Source organism: Pseudooceanicola aquaeponti (assembly GCF_050897975.1).
GTDB lineage: Bacteria > Pseudomonadota > Alphaproteobacteria > Rhodobacterales > Rhodobacteraceae > Pseudooceanicola.
Window position 1 is genome coordinate 253900 of the sequence record NZ_JBPAXY010000003.1, and the last position, 24642, is coordinate 278541.

At 66.5% G+C, this 24642-nt stretch carries 20 protein-coding genes and 1 riboswitch; of the genes, 12 read left to right on the forward strand and 8 right to left on the reverse strand.

Going from position 1 to position 24642, the window contains the following annotated elements; translation table 11 throughout:
* Positions 1–36: 36 nt before the first annotated feature.
* Positions 37–1119 (reverse strand): FAD-binding oxidoreductase, encoded by a 1083-nt coding sequence (locus tag ACRARE_RS07930; protein ID WP_432655891.1) that lies wholly within the window; start codon positions 1117–1119, stop codon positions 37–39.
* Positions 1116–2351, reverse strand: coding sequence for an aromatic ring-hydroxylating oxygenase subunit alpha (locus ACRARE_RS07935; protein ID WP_432655892.1), 1236 nt, complete (start codon positions 2349–2351; stop codon positions 1116–1118). The genes ACRARE_RS07930 and ACRARE_RS07935 overlap by 4 nt, the downstream gene beginning before the upstream one ends.
* A 113-nt stretch (positions 2352–2464) precedes the next feature.
* A riboswitch (cobalamin riboswitch) is annotated at positions 2465–2675 on the reverse strand.
* Positions 2676–3021: 346 nt separating this feature from the next.
* On the opposite strand from ACRARE_RS07935, the gene metH reads away from it, so the two are divergent.
* The 6 genes from metH to ACRARE_RS07965 all read left to right on the forward strand — a co-directional run bounded on the left by metH (position 3022) and on the right by ACRARE_RS07965 (position 12560).
* On the forward strand, positions 3022–6810 hold the full coding sequence (metH, locus tag ACRARE_RS07940) for a methionine synthase (protein WP_432655893.1): 3789 nt from the start codon (positions 3022–3024) through the stop codon (positions 6808–6810).
* A gap of 242 nt (positions 6811–7052) precedes the next feature.
* Positions 7053–8177, forward strand: coding sequence for a 5-methyltetrahydropteroyltriglutamate--homocysteine S-methyltransferase (locus ACRARE_RS07945; RefSeq protein WP_432655894.1), 1125 nt, complete (start codon positions 7053–7055; stop codon positions 8175–8177).
* A gap of 328 nt (positions 8178–8505) precedes the next feature.
* Positions 8506–9996 carry an alkaline phosphatase gene (locus ACRARE_RS07950; protein ID WP_432655895.1) on the forward strand — a complete coding sequence of 497 codons (1491 nt, stop codon included), beginning with the start codon at positions 8506–8508 and terminating at the stop codon, positions 9994–9996.
* Positions 9997–10071: 75 nt separating this feature from the next.
* A complete protein-coding gene (locus ACRARE_RS07955) occupies positions 10072–10503 on the forward strand; it encodes a hypothetical protein (protein WP_432655896.1) in 432 nt (143 codons plus the stop codon).
* Positions 10504–10506: 3 nt separating this feature from the next.
* Positions 10507–11199 carry an ABC transporter ATP-binding protein gene (locus tag ACRARE_RS07960; RefSeq protein ID WP_432655897.1) on the forward strand — a complete coding sequence of 231 codons (693 nt, stop codon included), beginning with the start codon at positions 10507–10509 and terminating at the stop codon, positions 11197–11199.
* Positions 11196–12560 carry an FtsX-like permease family protein gene (locus ACRARE_RS07965; RefSeq protein WP_432655898.1) on the forward strand — a complete coding sequence of 455 codons (1365 nt, stop codon included), beginning with the start codon at positions 11196–11198 and terminating at the stop codon, positions 12558–12560. Before ACRARE_RS07960 ends, ACRARE_RS07965 begins: the two co-directional genes overlap by 4 nt.
* Positions 12561–12566: 6 nt before the next feature.
* Here ACRARE_RS07965 and ACRARE_RS07970 read toward each other — a convergent pair whose 3' ends face one another.
* The 4 genes from ACRARE_RS07970 to ACRARE_RS07985 are packed head-to-tail and all read right to left on the reverse strand — an operon-like array spanning position 12567 to position 16646.
* Entirely contained in the window at positions 12567–13601 is a 1035-nt protein-coding gene (locus ACRARE_RS07970) for a Hint domain-containing protein (protein WP_432655899.1), read from the reverse strand.
* A 24-nt stretch (positions 13602–13625) separates the two neighbouring features.
* Entirely contained in the window at positions 13626–14309 is a 684-nt protein-coding gene (locus tag ACRARE_RS07975; RefSeq protein WP_432655900.1) for a GntR family transcriptional regulator, read from the reverse strand.
* Positions 14302–15462, reverse strand: coding sequence for an acetylornithine deacetylase (gene argE, locus ACRARE_RS07980; protein ID WP_432655901.1), 1161 nt, complete (start codon positions 15460–15462; stop codon positions 14302–14304). Before argE ends, ACRARE_RS07975 begins: the two co-directional genes overlap by 8 nt.
* The gene (locus tag ACRARE_RS07985; RefSeq protein ID WP_432655902.1) at positions 15462–16646 is read right to left on the reverse strand and encodes a M24 family metallopeptidase; all 1185 of its coding nucleotides are present in this window, start codon (positions 16644–16646) and stop codon (positions 15462–15464) included. Before ACRARE_RS07985 ends, argE begins: the two co-directional genes overlap by 1 nt.
* 418 nt (positions 16647–17064) lie before the next feature.
* On the opposite strand from ACRARE_RS07985, the gene ACRARE_RS07990 reads away from it, so the two are divergent.
* Positions 17065–18435 (forward strand): aspartate aminotransferase family protein, encoded by a 1371-nt coding sequence (locus ACRARE_RS07990; protein WP_432655903.1) that lies wholly within the window; start codon positions 17065–17067, stop codon positions 18433–18435.
* 203 nt (positions 18436–18638) lie between these two features.
* On the opposite strand, the gene mepK is transcribed toward ACRARE_RS07990, so the two are convergent.
* Positions 18639–19142 (reverse strand): peptidoglycan L,D-endopeptidase MepK, encoded by a 504-nt coding sequence (gene mepK, locus ACRARE_RS07995; protein ID WP_432656243.1) that lies wholly within the window; start codon positions 19140–19142, stop codon positions 18639–18641.
* Here mepK and ACRARE_RS08000 point away from each other — a divergent pair.
* From ACRARE_RS08000 to ACRARE_RS08020, 5 genes are all read left to right on the forward strand, one after another.
* Entirely contained in the window at positions 19044–19451 is a 408-nt protein-coding gene (locus ACRARE_RS08000) for a hypothetical protein (RefSeq protein ID WP_432656252.1), read from the forward strand. The genes mepK and ACRARE_RS08000 overlap by 99 nt on opposite strands.
* Positions 19452–19522: 71 nt before the next feature.
* Positions 19523–21157 carry a L,D-transpeptidase family protein gene (locus ACRARE_RS08005; protein WP_432655904.1) on the forward strand — a complete coding sequence of 545 codons (1635 nt, stop codon included), beginning with the start codon at positions 19523–19525 and terminating at the stop codon, positions 21155–21157.
* A gap of 29 nt (positions 21158–21186) precedes the next feature.
* On the forward strand, positions 21187–22278 hold the full coding sequence (gene lpxD / locus ACRARE_RS08010) for a UDP-3-O-(3-hydroxymyristoyl)glucosamine N-acyltransferase (RefSeq protein WP_432655905.1): 1092 nt from the start codon (positions 21187–21189) through the stop codon (positions 22276–22278).
* A 34-nt stretch (positions 22279–22312) separates the two neighbouring features.
* On the forward strand, positions 22313–22576 hold the full coding sequence (locus ACRARE_RS08015) for an acyl carrier protein (RefSeq protein ID WP_432655906.1): 264 nt from the start codon (positions 22313–22315) through the stop codon (positions 22574–22576).
* A complete protein-coding gene (locus ACRARE_RS08020; RefSeq protein ID WP_432655907.1) occupies positions 22573–23781 on the forward strand; it encodes a beta-ketoacyl-[acyl-carrier-protein] synthase family protein in 1209 nt (402 codons plus the stop codon). Before ACRARE_RS08015 ends, ACRARE_RS08020 begins: the two co-directional genes overlap by 4 nt.
* Positions 23782–23913: 132 nt before the next feature.
* Here ACRARE_RS08020 and ACRARE_RS08025 read toward each other — a convergent pair whose 3' ends face one another.
* Positions 23914–24495 carry an invasion associated locus B family protein gene (locus ACRARE_RS08025; RefSeq protein ID WP_432655908.1) on the reverse strand — a complete coding sequence of 194 codons (582 nt, stop codon included), beginning with the start codon at positions 24493–24495 and terminating at the stop codon, positions 23914–23916.
* Between the last annotated feature and the right edge of the window lie 147 nt (positions 24496–24642).

The following is a 24642-nucleotide window of genomic DNA, read 5'->3' on the forward strand; positions in this document are numbered from 1 at the left end:
GGGCCGCCCGTTGTCATTTTTGCAAAGGGGCCAGGCTCAGGCCTCGACCTCGACCTCGCCGATGGGATGCGAACAGCAGGCCAGGATGTAGCCCTCTTCGATATCGTCGTCGGTGATCCCGCCATTGTGGACCATATGCACCTCGCCCTTGGTCTTGCGCACCTTGCAGGTGCCGCAGACGCCGAAGGTACAGCCCGAGGGGATGTTCAGACCCGCGCCGCGGGCGGCGGCCAGGATCGTGTCGGTCTCGGCACAGGTGGCGGTGACATCGGAATTGGCGAAGCGGACCTGCGCCTTGGTGTCCTCGTCGGGGATCACGTCGTCTTCGGCGTAATCCTCGGCCTGGGCGGGCGTCGGCGCCTGGAAGCTTTCCTGGTGATACTTCTCCATGTCGTAGCCCAGGCCCTGAAGGGCCTCGCGGACCGCCTGCATGAAGGGCTCGGGGCCACAGCAGAACACCTCACGCTCCAGATAGTCGGGCGCGATCAGGCCCAGCATCAGCTGGTTGAAGAAACCCTCGTAGCCGATCCAGGGCCGGAAACGGTCGCTTTCCTCGACGACCCACTTCAGCTTTAGCTGATCGGTGCGCGAGGCCATGTGTTCCAGCGTCTCGCGGAAGATGATTTCCGAGGGGCGCTTGGCACAGTTGACGAAGACGATGTCGCAGGGCCGCCCGGTGTCGTAGAACCAGGTGGTCATGGATTTCATCGGCATAATGCCAGAACCCGCCGAGATGAACAGGTACTTCTCGGCCCGGTGATGGTGGCTGGTGAAGGTGCCGCCCGGCGCCGTCGACTTCAGCTTCATCCCCGGTTTCAGGTTGTCCAGCATCCAGCGGGTGCCGATGGATCCTTCCTGCGCCTTCACCGTCACCGTCAGGCACAGCGGCCGCGAGGGCGTGGAGGAGATCGTGTAGGTCCGATAGAGCGGCCCCCCCGGCACCGGCAGTTCGAGGGTCACGAACTGGCCGGGCAGGTAGGAAAAGATCGACCGGTCTTCGGCGGCAAAGCTGAAGGTGACGACATTGGGCGCCTCGGGCAGCACCGCGACGCATTCCAGCATCGCGGAGCCGTCCCAGGTGTTGATCGGCTGGGCGAGGGTACGGTTGGGAACGTTCATTCCGCCGCCAGCCTTACCGGATCAATGCGGTTGCCCAGGGTGGTGCAGTACCAGTTGACGAATTGCAGCACGCCATCCTCGTGGGTGGCCGAATAGGGGCCGGGGACATAGGCGGGCGAATTGATGCCCTGCTGGTTGTCCTCGACGACCTGGCGGTCCTCGTCGTTGGTGTGTTCCCAGACGGTCTTCAGGTTCTCCAGGTCGTAATCCACGCCCTCGACCGCGTCCTTGTTGACCAGCCAGGTGGTCTGCACCTCGGTTTCGGTCGGGCTGATCGGGGTCACGCGGAAGGTGATCGAGTGATCCGACAGGAAGTGGTTCCAGGTGGTGGGATAGTGGAACTTCAGCAGCGTCCCGGCATCCAGGAAGGGCACACGACCGAGGCGCTTTTGCACTGCGATCTTGCCGTTCATGGTGTAGCTTTCGGCACCATCCAAGAGCGGCATCCGGGCGATGCGGTACTGGCCGTCCTCGGCCATCTGGAAGCGCGAGGGGGCACCGGCGCCTTCCAGGCGCTGGAAATGCGCCTCGACCTTGGGCGGGAAGGTGCCGTCCTGGCTGACGCCGGTGATCGTCGGATCCTCGGGGTAGGTGCGGCAGAGCGAGGGGTGGTTGCCCGCGCAGTGATAGCACTCGCGGTTGTTTTCCCACACCAGCTTCCAGTTGCCGTTCTCGACGATGGTCGACTGGAAGGCGACCTTGGCATTGGCCAGGTCGTGGACGTCCAGATAGGGGGTGACGGTGGCGGCGAAGGCGTCGAAATCGGGCGCCTCGTCGGCCAGGCAGATATAGACCAGACCCGAGACGACACGGCAGTTCACCGGCTTCAGCCCATGGGCGGCGGCGTCGAAATCGGGGCCCATGTCGCGGGCCCACAGCAGGCGCCCGTCCAGCTCGTAGGTCCACTGGTGGTAGGGGCAGACCAGCTTGGCCACATTGCCCGAGGCGCCCTTGCAGATGACCGACCCGCGGTGGCGGCAGGTGTTGTGGAAGGCGCGGATCTCGCCGTCCTGTCCCTTCACGATGATCACCCGGTAGGGGCCGACCTTGTGGGTGACATAGCTGCCGCCCTTGGGCAGGGCCGCGACGGGGGTCGCGAACAGCCAGTCGCGATACCAGATCGTTTCCATGTCCAGATCGAAGATCTGCGGATCGGTATAGAACGCCTGCTCGAGGGAATGACCGGGCGTGCGCCGGCTGAGCATGTCACGTGCCTTGGCCTGAACGTCCATGGCGAGCCTCCTTGACCGGGACGCACCCGGGGTAACTGGGACTGGACAACGGGGCACGGCACGAGATCCCACGAGGACGCAAGGGATCCGATGCCGCCACCACCGCCGCCCGCGGTTTGGCGTGATGCGGGGCTGGTTTCCGGGCTTGATCCACCGGGGCTGAATTGCCCCGACCTTCCACCGCCTTCCCGGACCCGTCCTGTCCGGTGGCCGCTGGCAAAAGGCCCTGCGGATCTTACCGTTGCGGGGGCAGCGCCGGTCTTGCACCGGCTTCCCAATTCTCGTCCCCCCGGAAGGCGACGCACCCAACATCTTCTTTCGGAAAATAGACCGGGCGCGACACCGCGATCATGCATTTGCGACATGGTGTGCGCCGGAAGAGACCTCGGGAAAATCCACGGGCCCTTGCCCCGTCGAAATGCGCCATCGACCCGGCAGGATGCGACGCGAAAGGACGCCCTGGCGCGGGATCGGGGGGCTGGGCGGCCCGGTCGAACGTGCCGCGCCGCAGAATCGGCGCGCGGACGGGGCAGGCGGGGCTGGAACATGAACGCCGCTCATATTCTCCATGCCTTATATGAAGTGGATGATCTGTTTGGCCGCGCGTAAGGAGGGGGCTCCGGGCAGGCCCTGTCGGCTGTGCCCTTTCTTTATGCAGGGTCCAGGTTTCATGTCCGCCGCTTCGCTTCGCCACTCGCCCGTTTTCGACCAGATCCGCGCCGCCGCGCGCGAGCGTATCCTGATCCTGGACGGGGCCATGGGCACGGCCATTCAGGATCTGGGCCTGGCCGAGGCGGATTTCCACGGCCATGGGGCGGGCTGCGGCTGTGGCTGTGCCCTGCCGCCGGGGGCGGAGAACGACCGCCCGCAGAAGGGCAATAACGACCTGCTGAACCTGACCCGCCCCGAGGTCATCGAAGAGATCCACCTGAATTACGCCCGCGCCGGGGCCGATATCGTCGAGACCAACACCTTTTCCTCGACCACCATTGCCCAGGCCGATTACGGCATGGAAGAACAGGTGCGGGCGCTGAACGTCGTGGGCGCGCGTCTGGCGCGCCAGGCGATGGACCGGGCCGAGGCCGAGGACGGGCGCCGCCGCTTTGTCGCGGGCGCGCTTGGCCCGACCAACCGCACCGCCTCGATCAGCCCGGACGTGAACGACCCGGGCTACCGCGCCGTCACCTTCGACGACCTGCGCCGCGCCTATGCGGAACAGGCCGAGGCCCTGCTGGAAGGGGGCGCCGACCTGCTGCTGATCGAAACCATTTTCGACACGCTGAACGCCAAGGCCGCGATCTTTGCCTGTGAAGAGGTCTTTGCCGCCCGGGGCGAACGGGTGCCGGTGATGCTCTCTGGCACGATCACCGACCTGTCGGGGCGGACCCTGTCGGGGCAGACGCCCACGGCCTTCTGGCATTCGGTGCGCCATGCAGAGCCGCTGAGCGTCGGGTTGAACTGTGCCCTTGGTGCCGATGCCATGCGCCCCCATATCGCCGAGCTGTCGGGCGTGGCCGATACGCTGATCTGCGCCTATCCCAACGCGGGCCTGCCCAACGAGATGGGCGCCTATGACCAGACGCCGGAAGAGATGGCGGCGCTGATCGGCGGCTTTGCCCGCGACGGGCTGGTCAATATCGTCGGCGGCTGCTGCGGCTCGACCTATGACCATATCCGCGCGGTGGCCACGGCGGTGCAGGACTGCGCCCCGCGCCAGATCCCGGCGCATCGGCCCCTGATGCAGCTTTCGGGGCTGGAGCCCTTCACGCTGAGCAAGGACATCCCCTTCGTCAACGTGGGCGAGCGGACGAATGTCACGGGCTCGGCCCGCTTCCGCAAGCTGATCACCAACCGCGACTATGCCGCAGCGCTGGAGGTGGCCCGCCAGCAGGTCGAGAACGGCGCCCAGATCATCGACATCAACATGGATGAGGGGCTGATTGACTCGAAACAGGCGATGATCGAGTTCCTGAACCTGATCGCGGCAGAGCCCGACATTGCCCGGGTGCCGATCATGATCGACAGCTCCAAATGGGAGGTGATCGAGGCCGGTCTGCAATGCGTGCAGGGGAAATCGGTGGTCAACTCGATCTCGCTGAAAGAGGGCGAAGAGGCCTTTCTGCATCACGCGCGCCTGTGCCGCGCTTATGGCGCCGCCGTGGTCGTCATGGCCTTTGACGAAAGCGGGCAGGCCGACACCGAGGCGCGCAAGGTGGCGATCTGTCAGCGCGCCTACCGCATCCTGACCGAAGAGGTGGGCTTTCCGCCCGAGGACATCATCTTCGACCCCAACGTCTTTGCCGTGGCCACCGGCATTGAAGAGCATGACAACTACGGGCTGGACTTCATCAAGGCGACGAAACGCATCACAGAGACCTGCCCGCATGTCCACATCTCGGGCGGGGTGTCGAACCTGTCGTTCAGCTTCCGTGGCAATGAGCCGGTGCGCGAGGCGATGCACGCGGTCTTCCTGTATCACGGCATCCAGAACGGCATGGACATGGGCATCGTCAACGCGGGCCAGCTGGCGGTCTACGACCAGATCGACGCCCGCCTGCGCGAGGCCTGCGAGGATGTGGTGCTGAACCGCACGCCCGCCAATGGCAACTCCGCCACCGAGAACCTGCTGGAAATCGCGGAAGAGTATCGCGGCCAGGGCGGCGCCAAGGGCCGCGAAAAGGACATGTCCTGGCGCGAGCTGCCGGTCGAGAAGCGGCTGGAACACGCGCTGGTCAACGGCATTACCGAGTTCATCGAGGCCGACACCGAAGAGGCGCGCCAGGGGGCCGAGCGTCCGTTGCACGTCATCGAAGGGCCGCTGATGGCCGGGATGAACGTTGTGGGCGACCTCTTTGGCGCGGGCAAGATGTTCCTGCCGCAGGTGGTGAAATCGGCGCGCGTCATGAAACAGGCCGTGGCCGTTCTGCTGCCCTACATGGAAGAAGAGAAACGCCTGACCGGCGGCGATCAGCGCCAGGCGGCGGGCAAGGTGCTGATGGCCACGGTGAAGGGCGATGTGCATGACATCGGCAAGAACATCGTCGGCGTCGTCCTGGCCTGCAACAACTACGAGATCATCGACCTGGGCGTCATGGTGCCCGCAGAAAAGATCCTTCAGGTGGCCCGCGACGAAGAGGTCGACGTGATCGGACTGTCGGGGCTGATCACCCCCTCGCTGGACGAGATGGTGCATGTGGCGTCTGAGATGGAGCGGCAGGGCTTCGACATCCCGCTGCTGATCGGTGGGGCCACCACCTCGCGCGTGCATACCGCCGTCAAGATCCACCCGCGTTACGACGAGGGGCAGGCGATCTATGTCACCGATGCCAGCCGCGCGGTCGGGGTGGTGTCCTCGCTGCTGTCGAAACAGGTGAAGGCCGAATATGTGGCCAATATCGCCGCCGAATATGCCGATGTGGCCGAGAAACACGCCCGCGCCGAGGCGGCCAAGACGCGCCTGCCGCTGACGGCGGCACGGGCCAATGCCTTGAAGATCGACTTCGACGGCTACGCCCCCGCCAAACCGGCCTTCTTCGGCACCAAGGTCTATGACGACTGGGATCTGGCCGAGCTGGCCCGCTATATCGACTGGACCCCTTTCTTCCAGACCTGGGAGCTGAAGGGCGTCTATCCGAAGATCCTGGAGGACCCGAAGCAGGGTGAGGCGGCGCGCGCGCTGTTCGAGGATGCCCAGGCGATGCTGGCACGGATCATCGACGAGAAGTGGTTCACGCCCCGCGCCGTGGTGGGATTCTGGCCCGCGAACGGGCAGGGCGACGACATCACTGTCTGGGAAGACGAGGGGCGGGCCGAGGAAAAGGCCACCTTCTACACCCTGCGCCAGCAGACCAGCAAACGCGGTGATCGGCCCAATGTGGCCCTGTCGGATTTCGTCGCGCCGCAAGGGGTCAGCGACTACATCGGCGGTTTCGTCGTCACGGCGGGGGTCGAAGAGATCGCCATTGCCGAGGCCTTCGAGGGCAAGAACGACGATTACAGTTCGATCTTGGTCAAGGCCCTGGCCGACCGCATGGCAGAGGCCTTTGCCGAGCGGATGCACGAGGTGGTGCGCACCAAGCTGTGGCCCTATGGCGCGGACGAGCAGTTCACGCCGCAAGAGCTGATCGGTGAACCCTACGCGGGCATCCGCCCGGCGCCCGGCTATCCGGCCCAGCCCGACCATACCGAGAAGACGACCCTCTTCGATCTGCTGGATGCCACCGAGGCCACCGGCGTGGCGCTGACGGAAAGCTATGCCATGTGGCCGGGGTCCTCGGTCGCGGGCCTCTATATCGGCCATCCCGACAGCTATTACTTCGGCGTCGCCAAGGTCGAGCGCGACCAGGTCGAGGATTACGCCGCCCGCAAGGGGATGACCGTGGCCGAGGCCGAGCGCTGGCTGGCGCCGATCCTGAACTACGTGCCGGGGCAGGGGGCTGCGGCCATCGCGGCCGAGTGATCCGGGGCCCGGGATGTCCGGGCGACAGCGCAGGATAAAAGACCCCGGGGCCACTTGGCGCCGGGGTCTTGCCGCTGTCCGAAGGGTGGGGTGCATGTATCCATAACGCCATGAAAATATGACTGAAAACGGCGTTTTCACGGGGTGAGGCCTTTCATCCCCCGGGGATTTCTGGGACAATGTATGCATCCAAGACGATTTGCTGCGGCCCCCGGGGCCGCCCCTTCAGGTTAGGACACCGGATGAAAGACGAGACCCCCAAAAGCGCGCTGAAACCGCCGTTCCGCGCCGATCATGTCGGCAGCCTGCTGCGCCCGACCGCCATTGCCGAGGCCCGCAAGGCCGGTGTCACCGGCGAGGCCCTGCGCGAGATCGAAGACCGCGAGATCCCGGCGCTGATCAAGATGCAGGAAGAGGTCGGCCTGAAGGTCGTGACCGACGGCGAGGCGCGCCGCGCCTTCTGGCACTTCGACTACATGGGGATGCTGGACGGGCTGGACCTGGTGCAGCGCGACCCCGAGGCGGGTATCGCCTTTCACGGGGTGAAGACCCCGCCCACCGTGTCGACCATCACCGGCCCGCTGGATTTCCCCGCCGATCACCCGATGCTGGCGCATTTCAAGTTCGTGGCCGAGCACACCGGCGTCTGCCCGAAGATCTCGATCCCCGGCCCCTCGGCGGCGCATTTCCGCACCGCCCCCGAGGATATCTTTGTCGACGAGTACAAGGACCCCGAGGCCTTCACCGCCGCGCTGGCCGCCTGCTGGAAAAAGGCCGTGGGCGCCTTCTACGACGTCGGCTGCCGCTATCTGCAACTGGATGACATCTTCTTTGCCTACCTGGGCGATCCCAAGCACCGCGCCCTGTGGGAAAGCCGGGGCCAGGATCCCGACTGGCTGATCAACCGCTATGCCTGGATGCTGAACGAGGCGATCAAGGATCGCCCCGCCGACATGACCATCGGGATGCATATGTGCCGCGGCAACTTCCGCTCGACCCATGCCGCCGAAGGCAGCTACGAGGCCGCGGCGGATGCGATCTTCAACCAGGCCGATGTCGATATCTACTTCATGGAATACGACACCGACCGCGCCGGAGGGCTTGAGCCGCTGCGCCTGCTGCCCAAGGGCAACAAGCGCATCATGGCCGGGTTCATCACCACCAAGACCCCCGAGCTGGAGCCGATGGACCAGCTGAAGAAGCAGTTCGAAGAGGCGTCGAAATACGTCGACATGGATCAGCTGGGCATCGCGCCGCAATGCGGTTTCTCCTCGACCGAAGAGGGCAACGCGGTCACCTTCGACGATCAGCGCCGCAAGCTGGAGCTGGTGGTGAAGGTGGCCGAAGAGCTGTGGGACGACGCTTGAGGCGCGATCCCCGAGAGCCGAGCCCGGCGGCTGCGGGCCTGGCCCGCGCCTGCTGACGCGGCGCATGGCTAAGACCCCATCGGAACCCGGTCCGGCCTTGCCGGGCCGGGTTCTTGCGTCTTGGCCGGTCTGTTTCGCGGGGACAGAAGGGGATTTACAGGTCAGGATAGGGTGTGTATGTTATATCGTACACGCTTTGGGTGTCGGCAACATTCGGCACAGTTCGGTTCCGCGACCGGACTGTCATCTGACGTTTACAATTCTGACATTCCCGTGACGTATCCCGCGCCTAGTGCGGTCCGCATAGTGACCCACTGGAGCGACCCTCATGAAAAACCTCTTCTCCGCATCGCTGCTGGCCCTGGCCGCCGCTGGCGCCGCCAACGCCCAGGATCTGCCGCAGGCCTCGAGCCAGTGGTTCGTCGACGGCCAGACCGCCATCGAGGCCGCCCTGGCCAAGCAGGTCAACACCGGCCGCGCCCTGAACGTGATCCTCTTCGTGGCCGACGGCAACGGCGTTGCCTCGAACTACATGTCGCGCATGTGGGCCGGTCAGCAGGCCGGTGGCCTGGGCGACGACTACACCCAGCCGCATGAAACCTTCCCCGAACTGGCGCTGGTGAAAACCTACAACATCAACGCCCAGACCCCGGACAGCGCCCCGACCGCAGGCGCGATGAACACCGGCGTCAAGCAGCGTTTCAACGTGATCAACGTGGGCGAAGACGCCATCAACGGCGATTGCAGCACCGAAGCCGCCAACGAACTGACCCTGTTCTCGGAACTGATGACCGAAGCCGGGAAATCGGTCGGCGCCGTCACCTCGGCCCGCCTGACCCACGCAACGCCCGCCGCCGTCTACGCCAAGACCGTTGATCGCAACTGGGAATTCTCGGTCCCCGAGGACTGCACCGACAGCCGTGACATCGCCACCCAGTTGGTCGATGCCATGGAAGCAGGCACCCTGGACGTGGCCCTGGGCGGCGGCGCCCGCGCCTTCACTCCCAAGAACGTCGGCACCCCCAACGGTGGCTCGGGCCGTCGCGAAGACGGTGTGAACCTGGTCGAGCGCGCCGAAGGTCTGGGCGTGTCGGTTGCCGGCAACCTGGCCGAGCTGACCGCCATCTCGGAAGGCCCGATCCTGGGTCTGTTCGGTGACAGCCACGCCTCTTACGAGGCCGACCGTCCCGAGAGCGAACCCTCGCTGGCCGACATGACCGCCAAGGCGATCGAGATCCTCAGCCAGAACGAGAACGGCTTCTACCTCGAGATCGAATCCGGCCGGGTCGACCACGCCAACCACGCCACCAACGCCAAGCGCGCAATGATCGACGGCAAGGCCTTCGCCGATGCCATCGCCCTGGCCGACGAGATGACCGATGATGCCGACACGCTGATCATCGTCACCGCCGACCATGAGCACGCCATCGCCATGAACGGCTACTGCGGCCGCGGCACCCCGATCGACGGTCTGTGCTTCGACATCGCCAAGGAAGGCATCGAGCATTCCGGCGATCTGGTCCTGGCCTCGGACGGCAAGCCCTACACCGTGGTCGGCTACCTGAACGGCGCCTCCTCGGTCATGGTCGAGCAGGAAGACGGCACCTATGCCGCCCCCGAAGGCCGCCCCGAGATCACCCAGGAAGAGGCCCAGGATCTGGACTACAACCAGCAGGTCCTGATCCCCAAATCCTCGGAAAGCCACTCGGGCGTGGATGTGGCCCTCTACGCCAAGGGCCCCTGGGCGCATCTGTTCGATGGCACCATCGAGCAGAACTACATCTTCCACGTCATGAACTACGCCGTGAACGCCGAGTAATCGGCCCCCGCACGCGACACTCAGGCGGAGGGCCCCCCGGGGCCCTCCGTTTCCGTTCAGCCCGAGAGAGTTCACATGCCCCTTACCCGCCGCCGTCTGCTGACCGCCGCCCTGGCCACCCCCTTTCTGGCGCCCGCGCTGCGCGCCGCCGATGCGCCGCTGAAGCTGCGCGATCTTTACGTGAAGGGCGGCGATTTTTCCGAGCTCGCCCATGAACTGGAAGGGCAACGGATCACGCTGGAGGGGTTCATGGCGCCGCCGCTGAAGGCCGAGGCGTCCTTCTTCGTGCTGACCAAGATGCCCATGGCCACCTGTCCCTTCTGCGAGCCGGGGATCGAATGGCCTGACAATATCCTGCCCGTCTACACCCGCCGCAGGGTCGAGGTGATCCCCTTCAACGTGCCGATGCTGGCGCGCGGGCGGCTGGAGATGGGGGAGTTCACCGATCCCGAAACCGGCTTCTGGTCGATCATCCGCCTGGGCGATGCCACCTATGAGCGGCAGTAACCCATGACCCTTTCGCTGACGATCCGCGACCTGGCGGTGCCCGGCGCCGACGGTCCGCTGTTGCATCTGCCCGCGCTGCATCTGCCCGCCGGGTCCCTGGTAGGGGTGCGCGGCCCCTCGGGGGCGGGCAAGACCACCTTCCTGCACGCCATCGCCGGGCTGCGCGAGGCGGCCAGCGGCACCGTCTGCTGGGGGCAAACCGATCTTCTGGCCCTGGGGGGCGAGGCGCGCACCGGCTTTCGCTCCCGGCACATCGGCATGATCTTTCAGGACTTTTTGCTGTTCGATGAGCTGGGCGCGCTGCCCAATGCCAGCCTGACCGCCATGTTCCGGCCCCGCAGCGAGCGCCGCGCGCTGGCCGCGCGCGCCCAGGCGCTGCTGGACGGGCTGGGCCTGCCGCGCACCGACCGCCCGGTCGCCAGTTTCTCGGGCGGCGAGCGTCAGCGGGTCGGCATCGCGCGGGCGCTCGCCGCCGACGCACCCGTGCTGCTGGCGGATGAGCCGACGGCCAGCCTGCACCGTGCCGCCGCCGATGCGCTGATTGGGGATCTGGTGGCCCTGACCCGCGAGGCCGGGCGCACGATGATTGCCGTCAGCCATGACGAGGCGCTCTTGGCGCGCATGGACCGGGTGCTGACCATCGAGGGTGGCAGCCTTTCCGCCGATAGCGGCGCGGCTGCGGAGGTGGGCGCATGATCCGGGATCTTTGGGACAGCCTGCCGCTCTGGTCGCAGGATCTGATGACGCTGCTGGCCTGCCTGCTGCCGCTGTTGGCGGTGGCCCTCTGGCTGTTGCGCGGCTTTGCCCCCTGGCCGCTGGTGCGCGCGCTTCTGGTGCGGTTCCGCTGGACCAACCTGCTGTTCATCGCGCTGATCGCGGTTTCGGTAGGGATGGGGATCGGCTTGATCGCCCAGGAACGGGGGCTGCGCCAGGGCTCGGCCCGGGCGGCGGACAAGTTCGACCTGATCGTCGCCGCCCCCGGGTCGGAAATGACGGTGCTGCTGGCCTCGGTCTTTCTGCAACCCTCGGACGTGGCCCTGCTGGACGGGGCGGCCTTCGACCGGATCGCGCGGACCGAAAGCGTCGAGATCGCCGCGCCCCTCGCCTATGGCGACAGCTATCAGGGCGCGCCGGTGGTGGGCACGATCGCCGATTTCGTCACCTATCTGGCCGAGGACCGGATCGAGGGGCGCCTGTGGCGGGCCCATGGCGAGGCGGTGGTGGGCGCGCGCGCGCCGCTTGGCGTTGGCGACAGCTTTACCCCCGCCCATGGCCATGGCGCCGGGGCCGAGGAGGGCGCCCATGACCACAGCACCTTCACCGTGGTGGGCCGCATGGCCCCGACCGGCACCCCCTGGGACCGCGCCATCCTTGTCCCGGTCGAGGCGGTCTGGGAGGTGCATGGCCTGTCCAATGGCCATGCCCCCGAGGGCGCGGCCGCGCATGATCACGACGCCCATGACGGCCACGACGACCACGGGGCCGAGCCCCTGGGGCCGCCCTTCGATCCGGATTATTTCCCCGGCACCCCGGCGGTGGTGGTCAAGGCCCGCGCCCTTTGGGCCAACTACGCCCTGCGCGACGCCTTCACCGAAACCGGCCGCTCGATGGCCTTCTTCCCCGGAACCGTGTTGACCCAGCTTTACGCGGTGATGGGGGACGTGCGGCAGGCCATGTCGCTTCTGTTGGTGGTGACCCAGGTGCTGGTGGCAGCCTCGGTGCTGACCGGGTTGATCATCCTTGGCCGGCTCTTCCGCCGCCAGATCGCCATGCTGCGCGCCCTGGGCGCGCCGCGCCGCTTCGTCATGGCCGTGGTCTGGAGCCAGGCCAGCGCGCTGTTGATCGCCGGAACCCTGCTGGGGCTGCTGGTCGGGCTGGGGGCCACGGCGCTGCTGTCGCAGATCCTGTCGGCGCGCACCGATATGCTGATCCGCGCCAGCCTGGGCTGGGACGAGTTGCGCCTGGCCGCGATGTTCCTCTCGGCCACCTCGGTCCTGTCGCTTTTGCCCGCGCTGTCGGTGCTGCGCGCGCCGATCTCTGAAGGTTTGCGCAGCTAAGCGCCCTCAGGGGGTGACGCGTGGCGGGGCCAGGGCGGCCAGCCGCCGCCGCGCCTGCTGCACGGTCAGGAAGGGGCGCGCGGGCTCGGGCGCTGCGCCCATCACCCGGCGCACTGCCGCGCGGTCCTCGGGGCCGAGGGTCTTCATCGCCTCGGGGCCGGGCCAGAAGCTTTCGCAGGGCAGGCCTTCGGCCAGGATCACCGCGTGGCGCGCCAGCACCAGGTGTACATAGTCCAGCCGGGCCAGATCGGGCAGGGGGGCGATGCGGGGCAGATCGGTCAGCGCTTTGGCGGCGACCAGTGCCCCCAGCTCTGGCACCAGCACCCGGTGCTGCGGCGACAGCACCAGCCGCGCGCCGGGGCGACCGGGCCCGAGCGCGTCCTTTTGCAGGCGGATCGGCGCATCGGTGCCCCCGGGCTGGCGCGTGACGCTTTGGCACAGCACCAGGGCCACCGGCGCGGTGCCCCCCTCGGCCAGGGTCACCGCAGCGCCCGGATGCAGCGTTTCGACCGCCACCGGCCCGCCCGGCGTTGCAATCCGCGTGCCTGCGGTGAAACAGGTCGCCGCCGCGCTGTCGGAATAGAGGTAGAAGCCGTGCAACCCGTCGGCCCGGCCGACCACAGTCAGAGGTTCGCCGAAGGTGGGCATGTCGCCAACCACGGTGAAGCCGTAGATGGTGAAGGCATCCCCCGCGACAGAGACCAGCTGGAGCGTGTAGACCTTGCCGGTGCTGTCGCGCACGAAGACCTCATACTCGGCCTCCAGCAGCATCCCGGCGGGGGCAAACTTGCCATGCACGGTCTGATCATAGGCGACCTGCTGGGTAAGGTCGTCATCGTCGAAGAACGCGTCGTTGTCGCTGACCGTGACCACATCGCTGCGGGCGCTGGAGTTGATGGTGATCGTGTCGTAGCCCAGCCAAAATTGCTCGCCGGTCGCGCTGTTGAAGCCCGAGGGGTTCGAGGTGCTGAGATCGGCGATCTCGAAGATGTTGAGGTCGTAAAGCGCCATGGCCTGCCCGCTGCTGTCCGGGCACAGCATGGCGCGTCACGCCTTTCAGCGCGGTTAAGACCGGGCCAGCCGTCGCGCCCGCAGCCTGCGCCAGGACATCGAGACATGGGCGCGGTGGATCAGCGCCGCCGCCTCCAGGTCGCCGGTCTCCAGCGCTTGCAGGATGTCCTCGACCTCGCGGGCAAAGATGGCGATTTCCTCGCCCAGGTCCAGATCCGAGGCATAGAGGGAATGCACCCAAAGCCGCGCGGTCTGCGAATAAAGGTGGGTGGCGAAATCCATCAGCGGGCGATTGGCCGACAGTTCCGCCTGGGCCTGGATGAAGTCGTAGATCAGTCGGGCCAGGGGGCGCGGGCTGTCGGGGTCGGGGCGCAGGGCGCGGCCTCGTTCCGCCAAGCGGCGAAAGCGCGACAGGGTTTCGGGGCTGGGTGCCACCGGGTCCAGCTTGGCCGCCAGCTGCGCCAGTTCCAGCCGCAGGCGATAGGTCTGGTCCAGCTCTTCATCGGCCAGTTCGGTGACGAAGGTGCCGACCCCGTGGCGCGAGGCGACCAGGCCCGCGCCCTCCAGCTTGGCCAGCACCTTGCGCAGCGGCGTGCGCGAAATGCCGAATTCCTCGGCCAGCTCGGTTTCCGACAGGCGCTGCCCGGGCAAATAGTCCAGCAGGCAGATCCGCTCGCGTAGCTCTGCCTCCAGCGCATCGGCGCGGTCGAGGGCGGACAGCTGGCTGATGTCATCCATGATGCACCGCCAGCTTGCCGATCAGATCCAGGCATTGGGCCATCTGCGCCACCTCGATGTACTCGTCGGGCTTATGCGCCTGTTCGATGGACCCGGGGCCGCAGATGATCGCCTGCATGCCAAGCTGCTGGAACAGCCCGGCTTCGGTGTTGAAGGGCACGACAGAGGCGCCATTGGCGCCGGTCAGATGCTGGACCATGTCGCGGATCTCATTCTCGGGCATGGGCAGCAACCCGCAGACCTCGCCCACCACCTCGGTCACCACATCGGCCTGGGGGGCGATGCGGCGCATCTCGGGCAGGATCTCGGCGGCGATGAACTGGGCCACGGCGTCCTTCACGAAGGCCTGGTCGGCATCGTTGATGGGTCGCATTTCCCAGTCCAGCATGGCCGCCGCCGGGATCACGTTATGGGTGGTGCCGCCGTGCAGGGCGCCGATGTTGATCGTCGTATAGGGCGGGGTGAAGGGCGAGCCCTCGGGGGCGCGGGCCTTCAGCTCGGCGCGCAGCTGCATCAGCTTGCCGATGTAGCGGGTGGCATATTCCACCGCGTTCACCCCGGCCTCGGGGGTGGAGCCATGGCCGCCAGTGCCGGTGAAGCGCACGGTATATTCGCAGCAGCCCTTGTGCCCATCGACCACCTGCATCAGCGTCGGCTCGCCGATCAGCGCAAGCGCCGGGCGCACCGGGCGGTTCGCCAGCTCTGCCACCAGGGCCCGCCCGCCAAGGCAGCCGACCTCTTCGTCATGGGTGAAGGCGAAATGGAAGGGCCGCTCGCCCACGGTTTCGGCCAGGCGCGGGGCCATGGCCAGCACGCAGGCGATGAAGCCCTTCATGTCGCAGCTGCCGCGCCCGTAAAGGCGCCCGTCTTCCTCGTGCATGGCGAAGGGATCGCGCGACCAGTCCTGACCCTGCACCGGCACCACGTCGGAATGGCCGGAAAAGACCAGCCCGCCGTCGCGATCCTCGGGGCCCAGCGTGGCCCAGAGGTTGGCCTTCTGGCCGGTTTCATCGCGTAGGATCTCGACCCGCGCACCCGCGCGGCCCAGCACCTCGGCCATATAGGCGATGGCATCGAGGTTGCTGTCGGACGAGATGGTGGGAAAGCCGATCAGCTCTGCCAGCATCTGCTTTGCGGTGGCAAGGTCGGTCATCAGTCCTTCACGAAGAGCTTGCGTTCGATGTTGCACAGGGTCTCGGCGGGGCCGTCCTCGGTGATCAGGATGGTCTCGGTGGTCTCAAGCCCCCAGTCGTCCATCCAGAGGCCTGGCATGAAATGGAAGGTCATGCCGGGTTCCAGCACGGTTTCATCGAAGGCGCGGATCGAGACGGTGTGTTCGCCCCAGTCCGGCGGATAGCTAAGGCCCACGGCATAGCCCGCGCGGTTCGGGCGCTCAATCCCCACCTTCAGCAGGGCGGTATCCAGGGCGCGGGCGATGTCGCAGGCACGGTTGCCGGCGCGGGCCACTTCGATGCCGTTGTTCAGCCCCTCGGTCAGCGCCTCGGAGGCGTCGATCATGAATTTCGGCGGCTTGCCCAGGAAAACGGTGCGCGACAGCGGCGCGTGGTAGCGGCGGTAGCAGCCCGACTGCTCGATAAAGGTCGCCTCGCCCTTCTTCAGGGCCTCGCCGTTCCAGGTCAGATGCGGCGCACTTGCATCCTCGCCCGAGGGCAGCAGCGGCACGATGGCCGGGTAATCGCCCCAGCTGTCTTCCTCGCCCTGCACGGCGGTCTTGTACAGCTCGCCCACCAGGTCGTGCTTGCGCATCCCCGGTTCGGCCAGTTCCACCGCGCGGCTGATTACCAGTTCCGAGATCCGCGCGGCGCGGCGCATGAAGGCCAGTTCCTCGTCCGACTTGATCAGGCGTTTCCAGTTCACCAGGGTCGAGGCATCCAGGATCGTCGCCTCGGGCAGCCCGTCCAGCAGCACCGCATGGGCCTTGGCGGTGTAGAAATAGGTCTCCATCTCGACCCCGATCCGCGCGTCGCCCAGGCCCATGATCCGCAGGTGGCTGGCCAGGTCTTCCATCGGGTGGACGTCCTGGGATTGGATGTAGCGGTCGGCGTAATGCAGGATGTGGTCATGCTCCATCCAGACGGTGCGCTTGGCGCCGTTGGCATCTTGCAGGCGGCCCCACCAATAGGGGTCCCCCTCCATCGTCAGGATCACGCCCTGGTGCACGTAGAAGGACCAGCCGTCATAGCCGGTCAGGTAGTTCTGGTTGGACGGGTTGGTGATGAACAGAACGTCGATCCCCGCCTCGGCCATGGCCTGTCGGGTGATGCGGATGCGCCGTTGGTATTCGGCGGCAGAGAAGGGGGCCTTGCTGGCAGACATCAGGGGTCATCCTATTTGTACACATCATGGGCAAGCATGATCCGCACCCTGTGGCCTTTCCTGCGGTTCGCTGCGAATTTCGCCGCGATTGCAGGTTCCCTGTTTGCGACTCGGATCATGTTGTGCACAACAGAAGCCGGAACCCCAGCCGAGTCGTCAATCCAGAATCAGGAGCCGAGATATGAAAAGCGTCACCGCCGCCGATCGCAGCGCCTGCCTGTTGGGCGAAATGCGCGATCTGCCGCGCGCCGGGGCGGGGGTCAGGGTGCAGCGCCGGTCAGGGGAGGTCCCTGGGCGTTGTCGCGCCCGGGGCATCACGACCTGAGCCGGGCGCCGCAGGGCGCCGCGAAGAGACCCGAGAATACCAAAGAATTTCAGCGGATTGGATGCCGCTATTGATCCGATACAGGAGCCTGACATGCTGACCAACGACCAGCTCGACAAGTGGGACCGCGAGTCCTTCTTCCACCCCTCCACCCACCTGGCGCAGCACGCGCGCGGCGAAAGCCCGAACCGCATCATCAAGACCGCCGAGGGGGTCCACATCCAGGACCGTGACGGCAACCGCCTGCTGGATGCCTTCGCGGGGCTTTACTGCGTCAACGTGGGCTACGGCCGCCAGGAAATCGCCGAGGCCATCGCCGAGCAGGCGCGCGAGCTGGCCTATTACCACGCCTATGTGGGTCACGGCACCGAGGCCTCGGTCACCCTGGCGCATATGGTGATGGAACGTGCGCCCGAGCATATGAGCAAGGTCTACTTCGGCCTGTCGGGATCGGACGCGAACGAGACCAACATCAAGCTGATCTGGTATTACAACAACATCCGCGGCCTGCCCGAGAAGAAGAAGATCATCAGCCGCTGGCGGGGCTACCACGGGTCGGGCGTGATGACCGGCTCGCTGACCGGGCTGGAGACCTTCCACAACAAGTTCGACCTGCCGCGGGCGCCCATCCTGCACACCACCGCGCCCTATTACTTCCGTCGCGACGATCTGGACATGTCCGAGGCGGATTTCACTGCCCATTGCGTGGCCGAGCTGGAGGCGCTGATCGAGCGCGAGGGCGCCGACACCATCGCCGCCTTCATCGGCGAGCCGGTGCTGGGCACCGGCGGTATCGTGCCGCCGCCCGCAGGCTACTGGGACGCCATCCAGGCGGTGCTGGCCAAGCATGACATCCTGCTGGTCGCCGATGAGGTCGTTACCGGCTTTGGCCGTCTGGGCACCATGATGGGCTCGGATCACTACGGGCTGAAGCCTGATCTGATCACCATCGCCAAGGGCCTGACCAGCGCCTATGCGCCGCTGTCGGGCTCCATCGTCGGTGACAAGATGTGGAAGGTGCTGGAGCAGGGCACGGATGAGAACGGGCCCATCGGTCACGGCTGGACCTATTCCGCCCACCCGATCGGCGCCGCCGCCGGTGTTGCCAACCTGCGCCTGATCGACGAGCTGGGCCTGGTGCAGAACGCGGGCGAGACCGGGGCCTATTTCCTGGGCGCCATGCGCGACGCGCTGTCCGGGCACGCCCATGTGGGCGATGTGCGCGGCGAAGGGATGCTTTGCGCCGTCGAGTTCGTGGAAGAGAAGGCGGGCCGCAAGTTCTATGACGCTTCGAAGAAGGTCGGCCCCGCCGTGGCGGCCGAGCTGGCCTCGATGGGGGTCATCGGCCGTGCCATGCCCCAGGGCGACATCCTGGGCTTTGCCCCGCCGCTGTGCCTGACCCGCGAGGAGGCCGACACCATCGTCGCCACCACTGCCAAGGCGGTGAAGAACGTGCTGGGCTGATCCCCGGGCGGACCATCCGAAATCACGCAGGGGGCGGTGCCGGGCATCGCCCCCTTTTTGCTGCGCGCGACGCGGGGCCGGTCTGGAGCGGGGGCGGGCAGGGGCCGGACATGAAAAAACCGCCCCAAGGGCGGTTTTTCCGAATTGCGGGCCCCGCCCGAGGGTCTTGGTACGGGACAGGCAGGGCGGGGCGATACGGGGGCTTAGGCGCCCCAGTGGCGCAGGGCGCCGCAATCCATGTGAACGAAATTCGAGCCAGAGTAGCGACCGACGCCCCCGGCGCGGCAGCTTTCGGCGGCCGAGGCCATCTGATTGACCGAGCGGGTGGCCAGGCGCAGGTCGGCGGCCTTGGCCTCCATGTGCAGCGAGTTCCGCGCCACGCCGCGCGATTTCGAGCGCAGCATCGCGTTGGTGTGGGGCGTGCGGTAGCCCGACAGCAGCAGGTAGGGCTCGTCACAGTCCATCAGCGAATGCGAGGCGGCCATGATGTCGATGGTGCGCAGATCGACGGTCTTGGTCTGATCGTCGCGCCAGTCGCGGAAGAAGTGGGTGATCTGGTCGAGGCTGTCGCGAAGATATTCGCCCTCGATCCAGTAGATCATGTCCAGATGTTCGCCCGTCCGGGCCGAGTACATCTTGATCCGCCGGATATCCCCGGCATTTCGAAGGAAACCAGCAGCCTTGGAAAAAGTGGGTGCTGCGGTGATCGCGGTTGCCGCGAAGGCCCCGAGAAGGGCGCGTCGCGAAATGCTCGCATTGCCTTTGGTCATGTAGCGCTGTCCCGTCGCTTCGTTTCTTCCGCCTTGTTTGGCGGTATCTGCCATCGTCCCCAGATGCGCGGCTTTTATGACACGGTTCCCATTTTTCTGGAACCCAAACGGTTCCATCACCATGGCGGATCGGCGGAATTTGGCGCAAATATGCGCGTCCCGGGTCAGGTTTTCCGCCATGGCAAGGGCAAACCGTTTCCTCTATGCCGCGTCTTGCGGGGAATTGCCCCCCTGACCGATTTGTGAGTAGACAGCGGCAAGTGCTTTTCAGAGCTTATAATTCAGTCACGTTTCGCCTGGTCCGGAGGGTTTATTTCATGATGTCTCGGCAATCCGCTGCCCGTTGCCTGCGCCGCGCCTCTGCGCTGGCGCTGATCCTGGGGGCGGTGTCCCTGACCACCCCCGTCCGCTCGGCCCAGGCCATGGAAGGCTTCGCGCTGACCGGGTTCAAGACCGCCGTGGCCGAAGGGGCCGCGCGCGACCGCGACCTGGCCGCCTACTACCGCGCCCGTGATTTCGCCCCCATCTGGACCGGGGCAGGCCCCGAGTTCACCGCCCGCCGCGCCGCCCTGCTGGAAGCGATCCGCATGATGCCGCTGCACGGGCTGCCCGCCGATAAGGTGGATGCCGACGACCTGCTTGCCCGCATGGGCGCGGCGGTCAGCGACCGTGACCGGGGTCTCTTGGATGTCGAGCTGAGCCGGATCTGGCTGGATATCGCGGGGGATCTGCAAACCGGGATCCTGACGCCCTCGGAGGTCGACAGCGAGATCGTGCGCGAAGTGCCGCTGCGCGACGCCGCCCAGTACCTGGACGGCATCACCGGCACCGCGCCGCAAAGCTTCGTCGCCGCCCTGCCGCCACAGCGTGCCGAATACCGGCGCCTGCTGCGCGCCCGCCTGCGGATGCAGGCCGAGATGGCCGCGGGCGGCTATGGCCCCGTGGTGCAGGCCAGCAAGCTGGAGCCGGGCGATCAGGGCCGTGCGGTCATCGCCCTGCGCGACCGGCTGGTGCGCATGGGCTATCTCGCCCCGCGCGCCTCGGCCCGCTATGACAGCGCGCTGGAGGCCGCCGTGCAGCAGTTCCAGCGCGACGCGGGCATCGAGCCCGACGGCGTCGTGGGCCCCGCGACCCTGTCTGCGATCAACACCAGCCAGGAAGAGCGGCTGCGCGCCATCACCGTGGCGATGGAACGCGAACGCTGGATCAACCGCCCCCTGGGCGAGCGTCACGTCTGGGTGAACCTGCCCGACATGCACGCCAAGCTGATCGACCATGGCGAGGTCGTCTTCAGTACCCGTTCGGTGATCGGCAAGGCGATGGATGGCCGCCGCAGCCCCGAGTTCAGCGATGTCATGGAACACATGATCATCAACCCGACCTGGAACGTGCCGCGCTCGATCGCCGTCAACGAATACCTGCCGCAGCTGAAGGCCAACCCCTATGCCGCCGGTCACCTGAACCTGATCGACGCGCGCGGCCGCACCGTGCCCCGCGACGCGGTGGATTTCACCCAGTTTACCCGCGCCAACTTCCCCTTCGACATCAAGCAGCCGCCGTCGCGGTCGAACGCGCTTGGCCTGGTGAAGTTCATGTTCCCGAACGCCAACAACATCTACCTGCATGACACGCCGTCCAAGAGCCTGTTTGCCCGTTCGGTGCGCGCCTTCAGCCACGGCTGCATCCGCCTGCAAGACCCCTTCGATTTCGCCTATACCCTGCTGTCCTACCAGGAAGCGGACCCGCAGGGCGTGTTCCAGTCGAAGCTGTCCACCGGGCGGGAAACCCAGGTGGATCTGCGCGAACCGCTTCAGGTGCACCTGGTCTATCGCACCGCCTTCACCGACACCCGCGGCCATGTGCATTACCGCAACGACGTCTACGGTCGTGACGCCAAGGTCTGGTCGGCGCTGGCGGCCCAGGGGGTGGTGCTGGATCAGGGGAACAGCTAAACCGGCCCGCAAAGCGGGAAGGACCCCTGATGGCATATCGCATGGAAGAGATCGCCCGTGCCCTGGGTGGCACGGTGCTGGGTGACGCAACGGTCGAGATCGACAGCGTGGCGGAACCGGCCGAGGCCGGACCGCGTGATCTCGCCATCGCCATGAAGCCCGAGTTTGCCGAAGGCCTGCCCAAGGGCCGTGCCCGCGCCGCCCTGCTGTGGGAAGGCGCTGACTGGCAGGCCTTCGATCTGGAGGCCGCCGTGCTGGTGGCCCGGCCCCGCATGGGGCTGGCCGCCGTGACCCGGATACTGGATCCCGGTGCGGGCTATGCCCCCGGCATCCATCCCCTGGCTCATATCGAAGAGGGCGCCGAGCTGGGCGAGGGCGTCAGCATCGGCCCCTTCAGCGTGATCGCGCGCGGCGCCAGGATCGGCGCGGGCGCGGTCATCGGCCCGCAGGTCCATGTAGGCTGGAATGCCCAGATCGGCCCCGGTGCCCTGCTGCACGCGGGCGTCAAGATCGGCCCCCGAGCACGCATCGGTGCGCGGTTCACCGCCCATCAGGGCGCGGTGATTGGCGGCGACGGCTTCAGCTTTGTCACCCCCGAGGCCGGTGCCGTGGAAAAGGCGCGCGCCACCCTGGGCGGCGAAAGCCAGGCCAAGGCCCAGGCCTGGGAGCGGATCCACAGCCTTGGTGCGGTCGAGATCGGTGATGACGTCGAGATCGGCTGCAACGCCTGTATCGACGCGGGCACGGTGCGCGCCACGCGCGTCGGCAACGGCTGCAAGATCGACAACCTGTGCCAGATCGGCCACAACGTCACCGTCGGCCGCGATTGCCTGATGGCCTCGGGCGTGGCGGTGGCGGGCTCGACCCGGATCGGCAACAACGTGGTGCTGGGCGGACGGGTCGGCGTCTCGGACAATATCTTCATCGGTGACGGGGTCGTCGCGGGCGGCGCCAGCATCATCCTGACCAACGTGCCCGCCGGGCGAGTGGTGATGGGCTATCCGGCGGTGAAAATGGACACCCATGTCGAGACTTACAAGGCGCTGCGCCGCCTGCCACGGCTGTTGAAACAGGTGTCCGAGTTGCAGAAAGCGGTTTTCAAGCCGGGTCAGAACGACTAGATCAGCGGCAAGCGATCCAGAGGGGGGGCGGTCCATGGCGGATATCAAGCAGAAGGTCATCGAGATCATCGCGGAGCAGGCCGTGCTGGAGCCCTCCGACGTGAAGATGGAAAACACGCTGGAGGATCTGGGGATCGACTCCCTGGGCCTGGTGGAAAGCATCTTCGCTATCGAGGAAGCCTTCGACATTCAGGTGCCCTTCAACGCCAACGAACCCGAGGAAAGCGATTTCGACATTTCCGATGTCGCCTCGATCGTCGCGGGGGTCGAGAAACTGGTGGCGGATCAGAAGGCGTGAAACGGGTCGTCATTACCGGCGCGGGCACGATCAATGCCCTGGGCCATGACGTGGCCCAGACGCTGGAAGCCATGCGCGAAGGCCGCTGCGGCATTGCCGAGCTGGACGTGCGCGACGCCGACCGCCTGCTGGTCAACATCGGCGCCCAGGTGAAGGGGTTCAGCTCGGAAGGGCTGTTCAACCGCCAGCAGATGGCGCTTTACGACCGGTTCACCCAGTTCGCCTTGGTCGCCGCGCGCGAGGCCATCGCGCAGTCGGGCCTGACCTTCGCGGGCGAGCTGGCCCACAAGACCGGCGCGATCCTGGGCAACTCGGGCGGTGGCATGACCACCATCGACGAGAATTACCGCTCGGTCTACGAGGAGGGGAAGAACCGCGTTCACCCCTTCGTGGTGCCCAAGCTGATGAACAACGCCGCCGCATCCCACGTGTCGATGGAGTTCAACCTGAAGGGCCCGACCTTCACCGTCAGCTCGGCCTGTGCCAGCTCGAACCACGCCATGGCCCAGGCCTTCCAGATGGTGCGCACGGGCATGAGCCCGGTGATGATCACCGGCGGGTCGGAATCCATGCTGTGCTTCGGCGGGGTGAAGGCCTGGGAGGGGATGCGCGTCATGTCGAAATCCGGATGCCGCCCCTTCAGTGCCAACCGCAACGGCATGGTCCAGGGCGAGGGCGCGGGCATCTTCGTCTTCGAGGAATACGAACATGCCAAGGCGCGCGGGGCCGAGATCCTGGCCGAGGTGGCGGGCTTTGCCATGTCCTCGGATGCGACCGACATTGTCATGCCCTCGAAACAGGGGGCGGCGCGGGCCATTTCGGGCGCGCTGCGCGACGCCGGGCTGAACCCGGGCGATGTGCAGTACATCAACGCCCATGGCACCGGCACGGCGGCCAATGACAAGACCGAAAGCGCGGCGGTGGCCGATGTCTTCGGGCGTCATGCCGATACCGTCATGCTGTCCTCGACCAAGGCCATGCATGGGCACCTGATCGGCGGCACCGGCGCGGTGGAACTGCTGGCCTGCATCATGGCCCTGCGCGACGGCATCGTGGCGCCCACGATCAACTATGAAGAGCCCGACCCCGAATGTGCCCTGGACGTGGTGCCCAACGAGGCGCGCGAGGCCAAGGTCGACGTGGCCCTGTCCAACGCCTTCGCCTTCGGTGGGCTGAATGCGGTGCTGGCCCTGAAACGGGTCTGATCCACCTCGGTGGCGCAGCGGAGCGTAGGGCGGGGAGTTTCCCCGCCCTTTTTCATTGGCGTCACCGGGATCCGCCCAAATGAAAACGCCGCCCCCGAGGGAGCGGCGTTGACCGGATCTTGTCGCGGGCGCTTACTGCTGCGCGGCGGGCGCCGGGGTCACCTTGTCGAAGGCGGCGGTGAAGCCCGACAGCGACAGGGTCATGGGCACGTCCACGTCAGGGGCGGCGAAGGGGCGGATCGTCAGGTTGGCGACATTGCCCGCCTTGAAGGCGTTCAGGTCGGACTGGCTGAAGCCCACACGGGCGACGCAGCCGGCGCGGTTGCAGGTGGTGAAGTTGTAGACCTTGTCCTCGCTGCCATCGACATTGATGCGCAGACCGGCGGGCAGCAGGGTTTCCAGCGGCACCATGATGGTGGCTCCGGCCACGGCCTGGCTTCCTTCGGGGGTCTTGAAGAAGGCGGCGGTGGCGATCGGGTTGCCGTCTTCCTGGGTCATCAGCTGGGTCATCTGGCAAGGCTCATCCTCGCCGGTTTCGGTCTTGATGCAATCAAGGCTCCAGTCGCCGACCTCTTCCTTCTGGTAGGTCTGGCCGACCTGCGGCTCTGCCGGGGTCGTGTCGGCGCCCATGTCGAGGTCGTCCTGGGCCAGGGCCGGGCCAGCAAGCAGAGTCGCGGTCAGCAGGGCGGTGGAAAGTCTGGTGAAAGAACGCATCACGGGTCCCATTTCGATCATTGTTTCGCCGTTCGCTTAACATGGGCAGGCGCGGATGTCAGTCCCCCGCCCATGGGACAGGGCGCCTTTTCCGCAACAACCGGCCTATGGGGGGCTGCGGCGCGGGGATGGGGCGGCAAGGGGCGG

Bases quoted from the DNA above. Each gene is read 5' to 3' on its own strand.
- ACRARE_RS07930 (WP_432655891.1), bottom strand. From the start codon at position 1,119: ATGAACGTTCCCAACCGTACCCTCGCCCAGCCGATCAACACCTGGGAC.
- ACRARE_RS07975 (WP_432655900.1), bottom strand. From the start codon at position 14,309: ATGGATGACATCAGCCAGCTGTCCGCCCTCGACCGCGCCGATGCGCTG.
- ACRARE_RS07985 (WP_432655902.1), bottom strand. From the start codon at position 16,646: ATGTCTGCCAGCAAGGCCCCCTTCTCTGCCGCCGAATACCAACGGCGC.
- ACRARE_RS08000 (WP_432656252.1), top strand. From the start codon at position 19,044: ATGTTCGCCCGTCCGGGCCGAGTACATCTTGATCCGCCGGATATCCCC.
- lpxD (WP_432655905.1), top strand. From the start codon at position 21,187: ATGGCATATCGCATGGAAGAGATCGCCCGTGCCCTGGGTGGCACGGTG.
- ACRARE_RS07955 (WP_432655896.1), top strand. From the start codon at position 10,072: ATGCCCCTTACCCGCCGCCGTCTGCTGACCGCCGCCCTGGCCACCCCC.
- metH (WP_432655893.1), top strand. From the start codon at position 3,022: ATGTCCGCCGCTTCGCTTCGCCACTCGCCCGTTTTCGACCAGATCCGC.
- ACRARE_RS08005 (WP_432655904.1), top strand. From the start codon at position 19,523: ATGATGTCTCGGCAATCCGCTGCCCGTTGCCTGCGCCGCGCCTCTGCG.
- ACRARE_RS08015 (WP_432655906.1), top strand. From the start codon at position 22,313: ATGGCGGATATCAAGCAGAAGGTCATCGAGATCATCGCGGAGCAGGCC.
- ACRARE_RS08025 (WP_432655908.1), bottom strand. From the start codon at position 24,495: ATGCGTTCTTTCACCAGACTTTCCACCGCCCTGCTGACCGCGACTCTG.
- ACRARE_RS07990 (WP_432655903.1), top strand. From the start codon at position 17,065: ATGCTGACCAACGACCAGCTCGACAAGTGGGACCGCGAGTCCTTCTTC.
- ACRARE_RS07970 (WP_432655899.1), bottom strand. From the start codon at position 13,601: ATGCTGTGCCCGGACAGCAGCGGGCAGGCCATGGCGCTTTACGACCTC.
- ACRARE_RS07965 (WP_432655898.1), top strand. From the start codon at position 11,196: ATGATCCGGGATCTTTGGGACAGCCTGCCGCTCTGGTCGCAGGATCTG.
- ACRARE_RS07935 (WP_432655892.1), bottom strand. From the start codon at position 2,351: ATGGACGTTCAGGCCAAGGCACGTGACATGCTCAGCCGGCGCACGCCC.
- ACRARE_RS07950 (WP_432655895.1), top strand. From the start codon at position 8,506: ATGAAAAACCTCTTCTCCGCATCGCTGCTGGCCCTGGCCGCCGCTGGC.
- ACRARE_RS07960 (WP_432655897.1), top strand. From the start codon at position 10,507: ATGACCCTTTCGCTGACGATCCGCGACCTGGCGGTGCCCGGCGCCGAC.
- argE (WP_432655901.1), bottom strand. From the start codon at position 15,462: ATGACCGACCTTGCCACCGCAAAGCAGATGCTGGCAGAGCTGATCGGC.
- ACRARE_RS07945 (WP_432655894.1), top strand. From the start codon at position 7,053: ATGAAAGACGAGACCCCCAAAAGCGCGCTGAAACCGCCGTTCCGCGCC.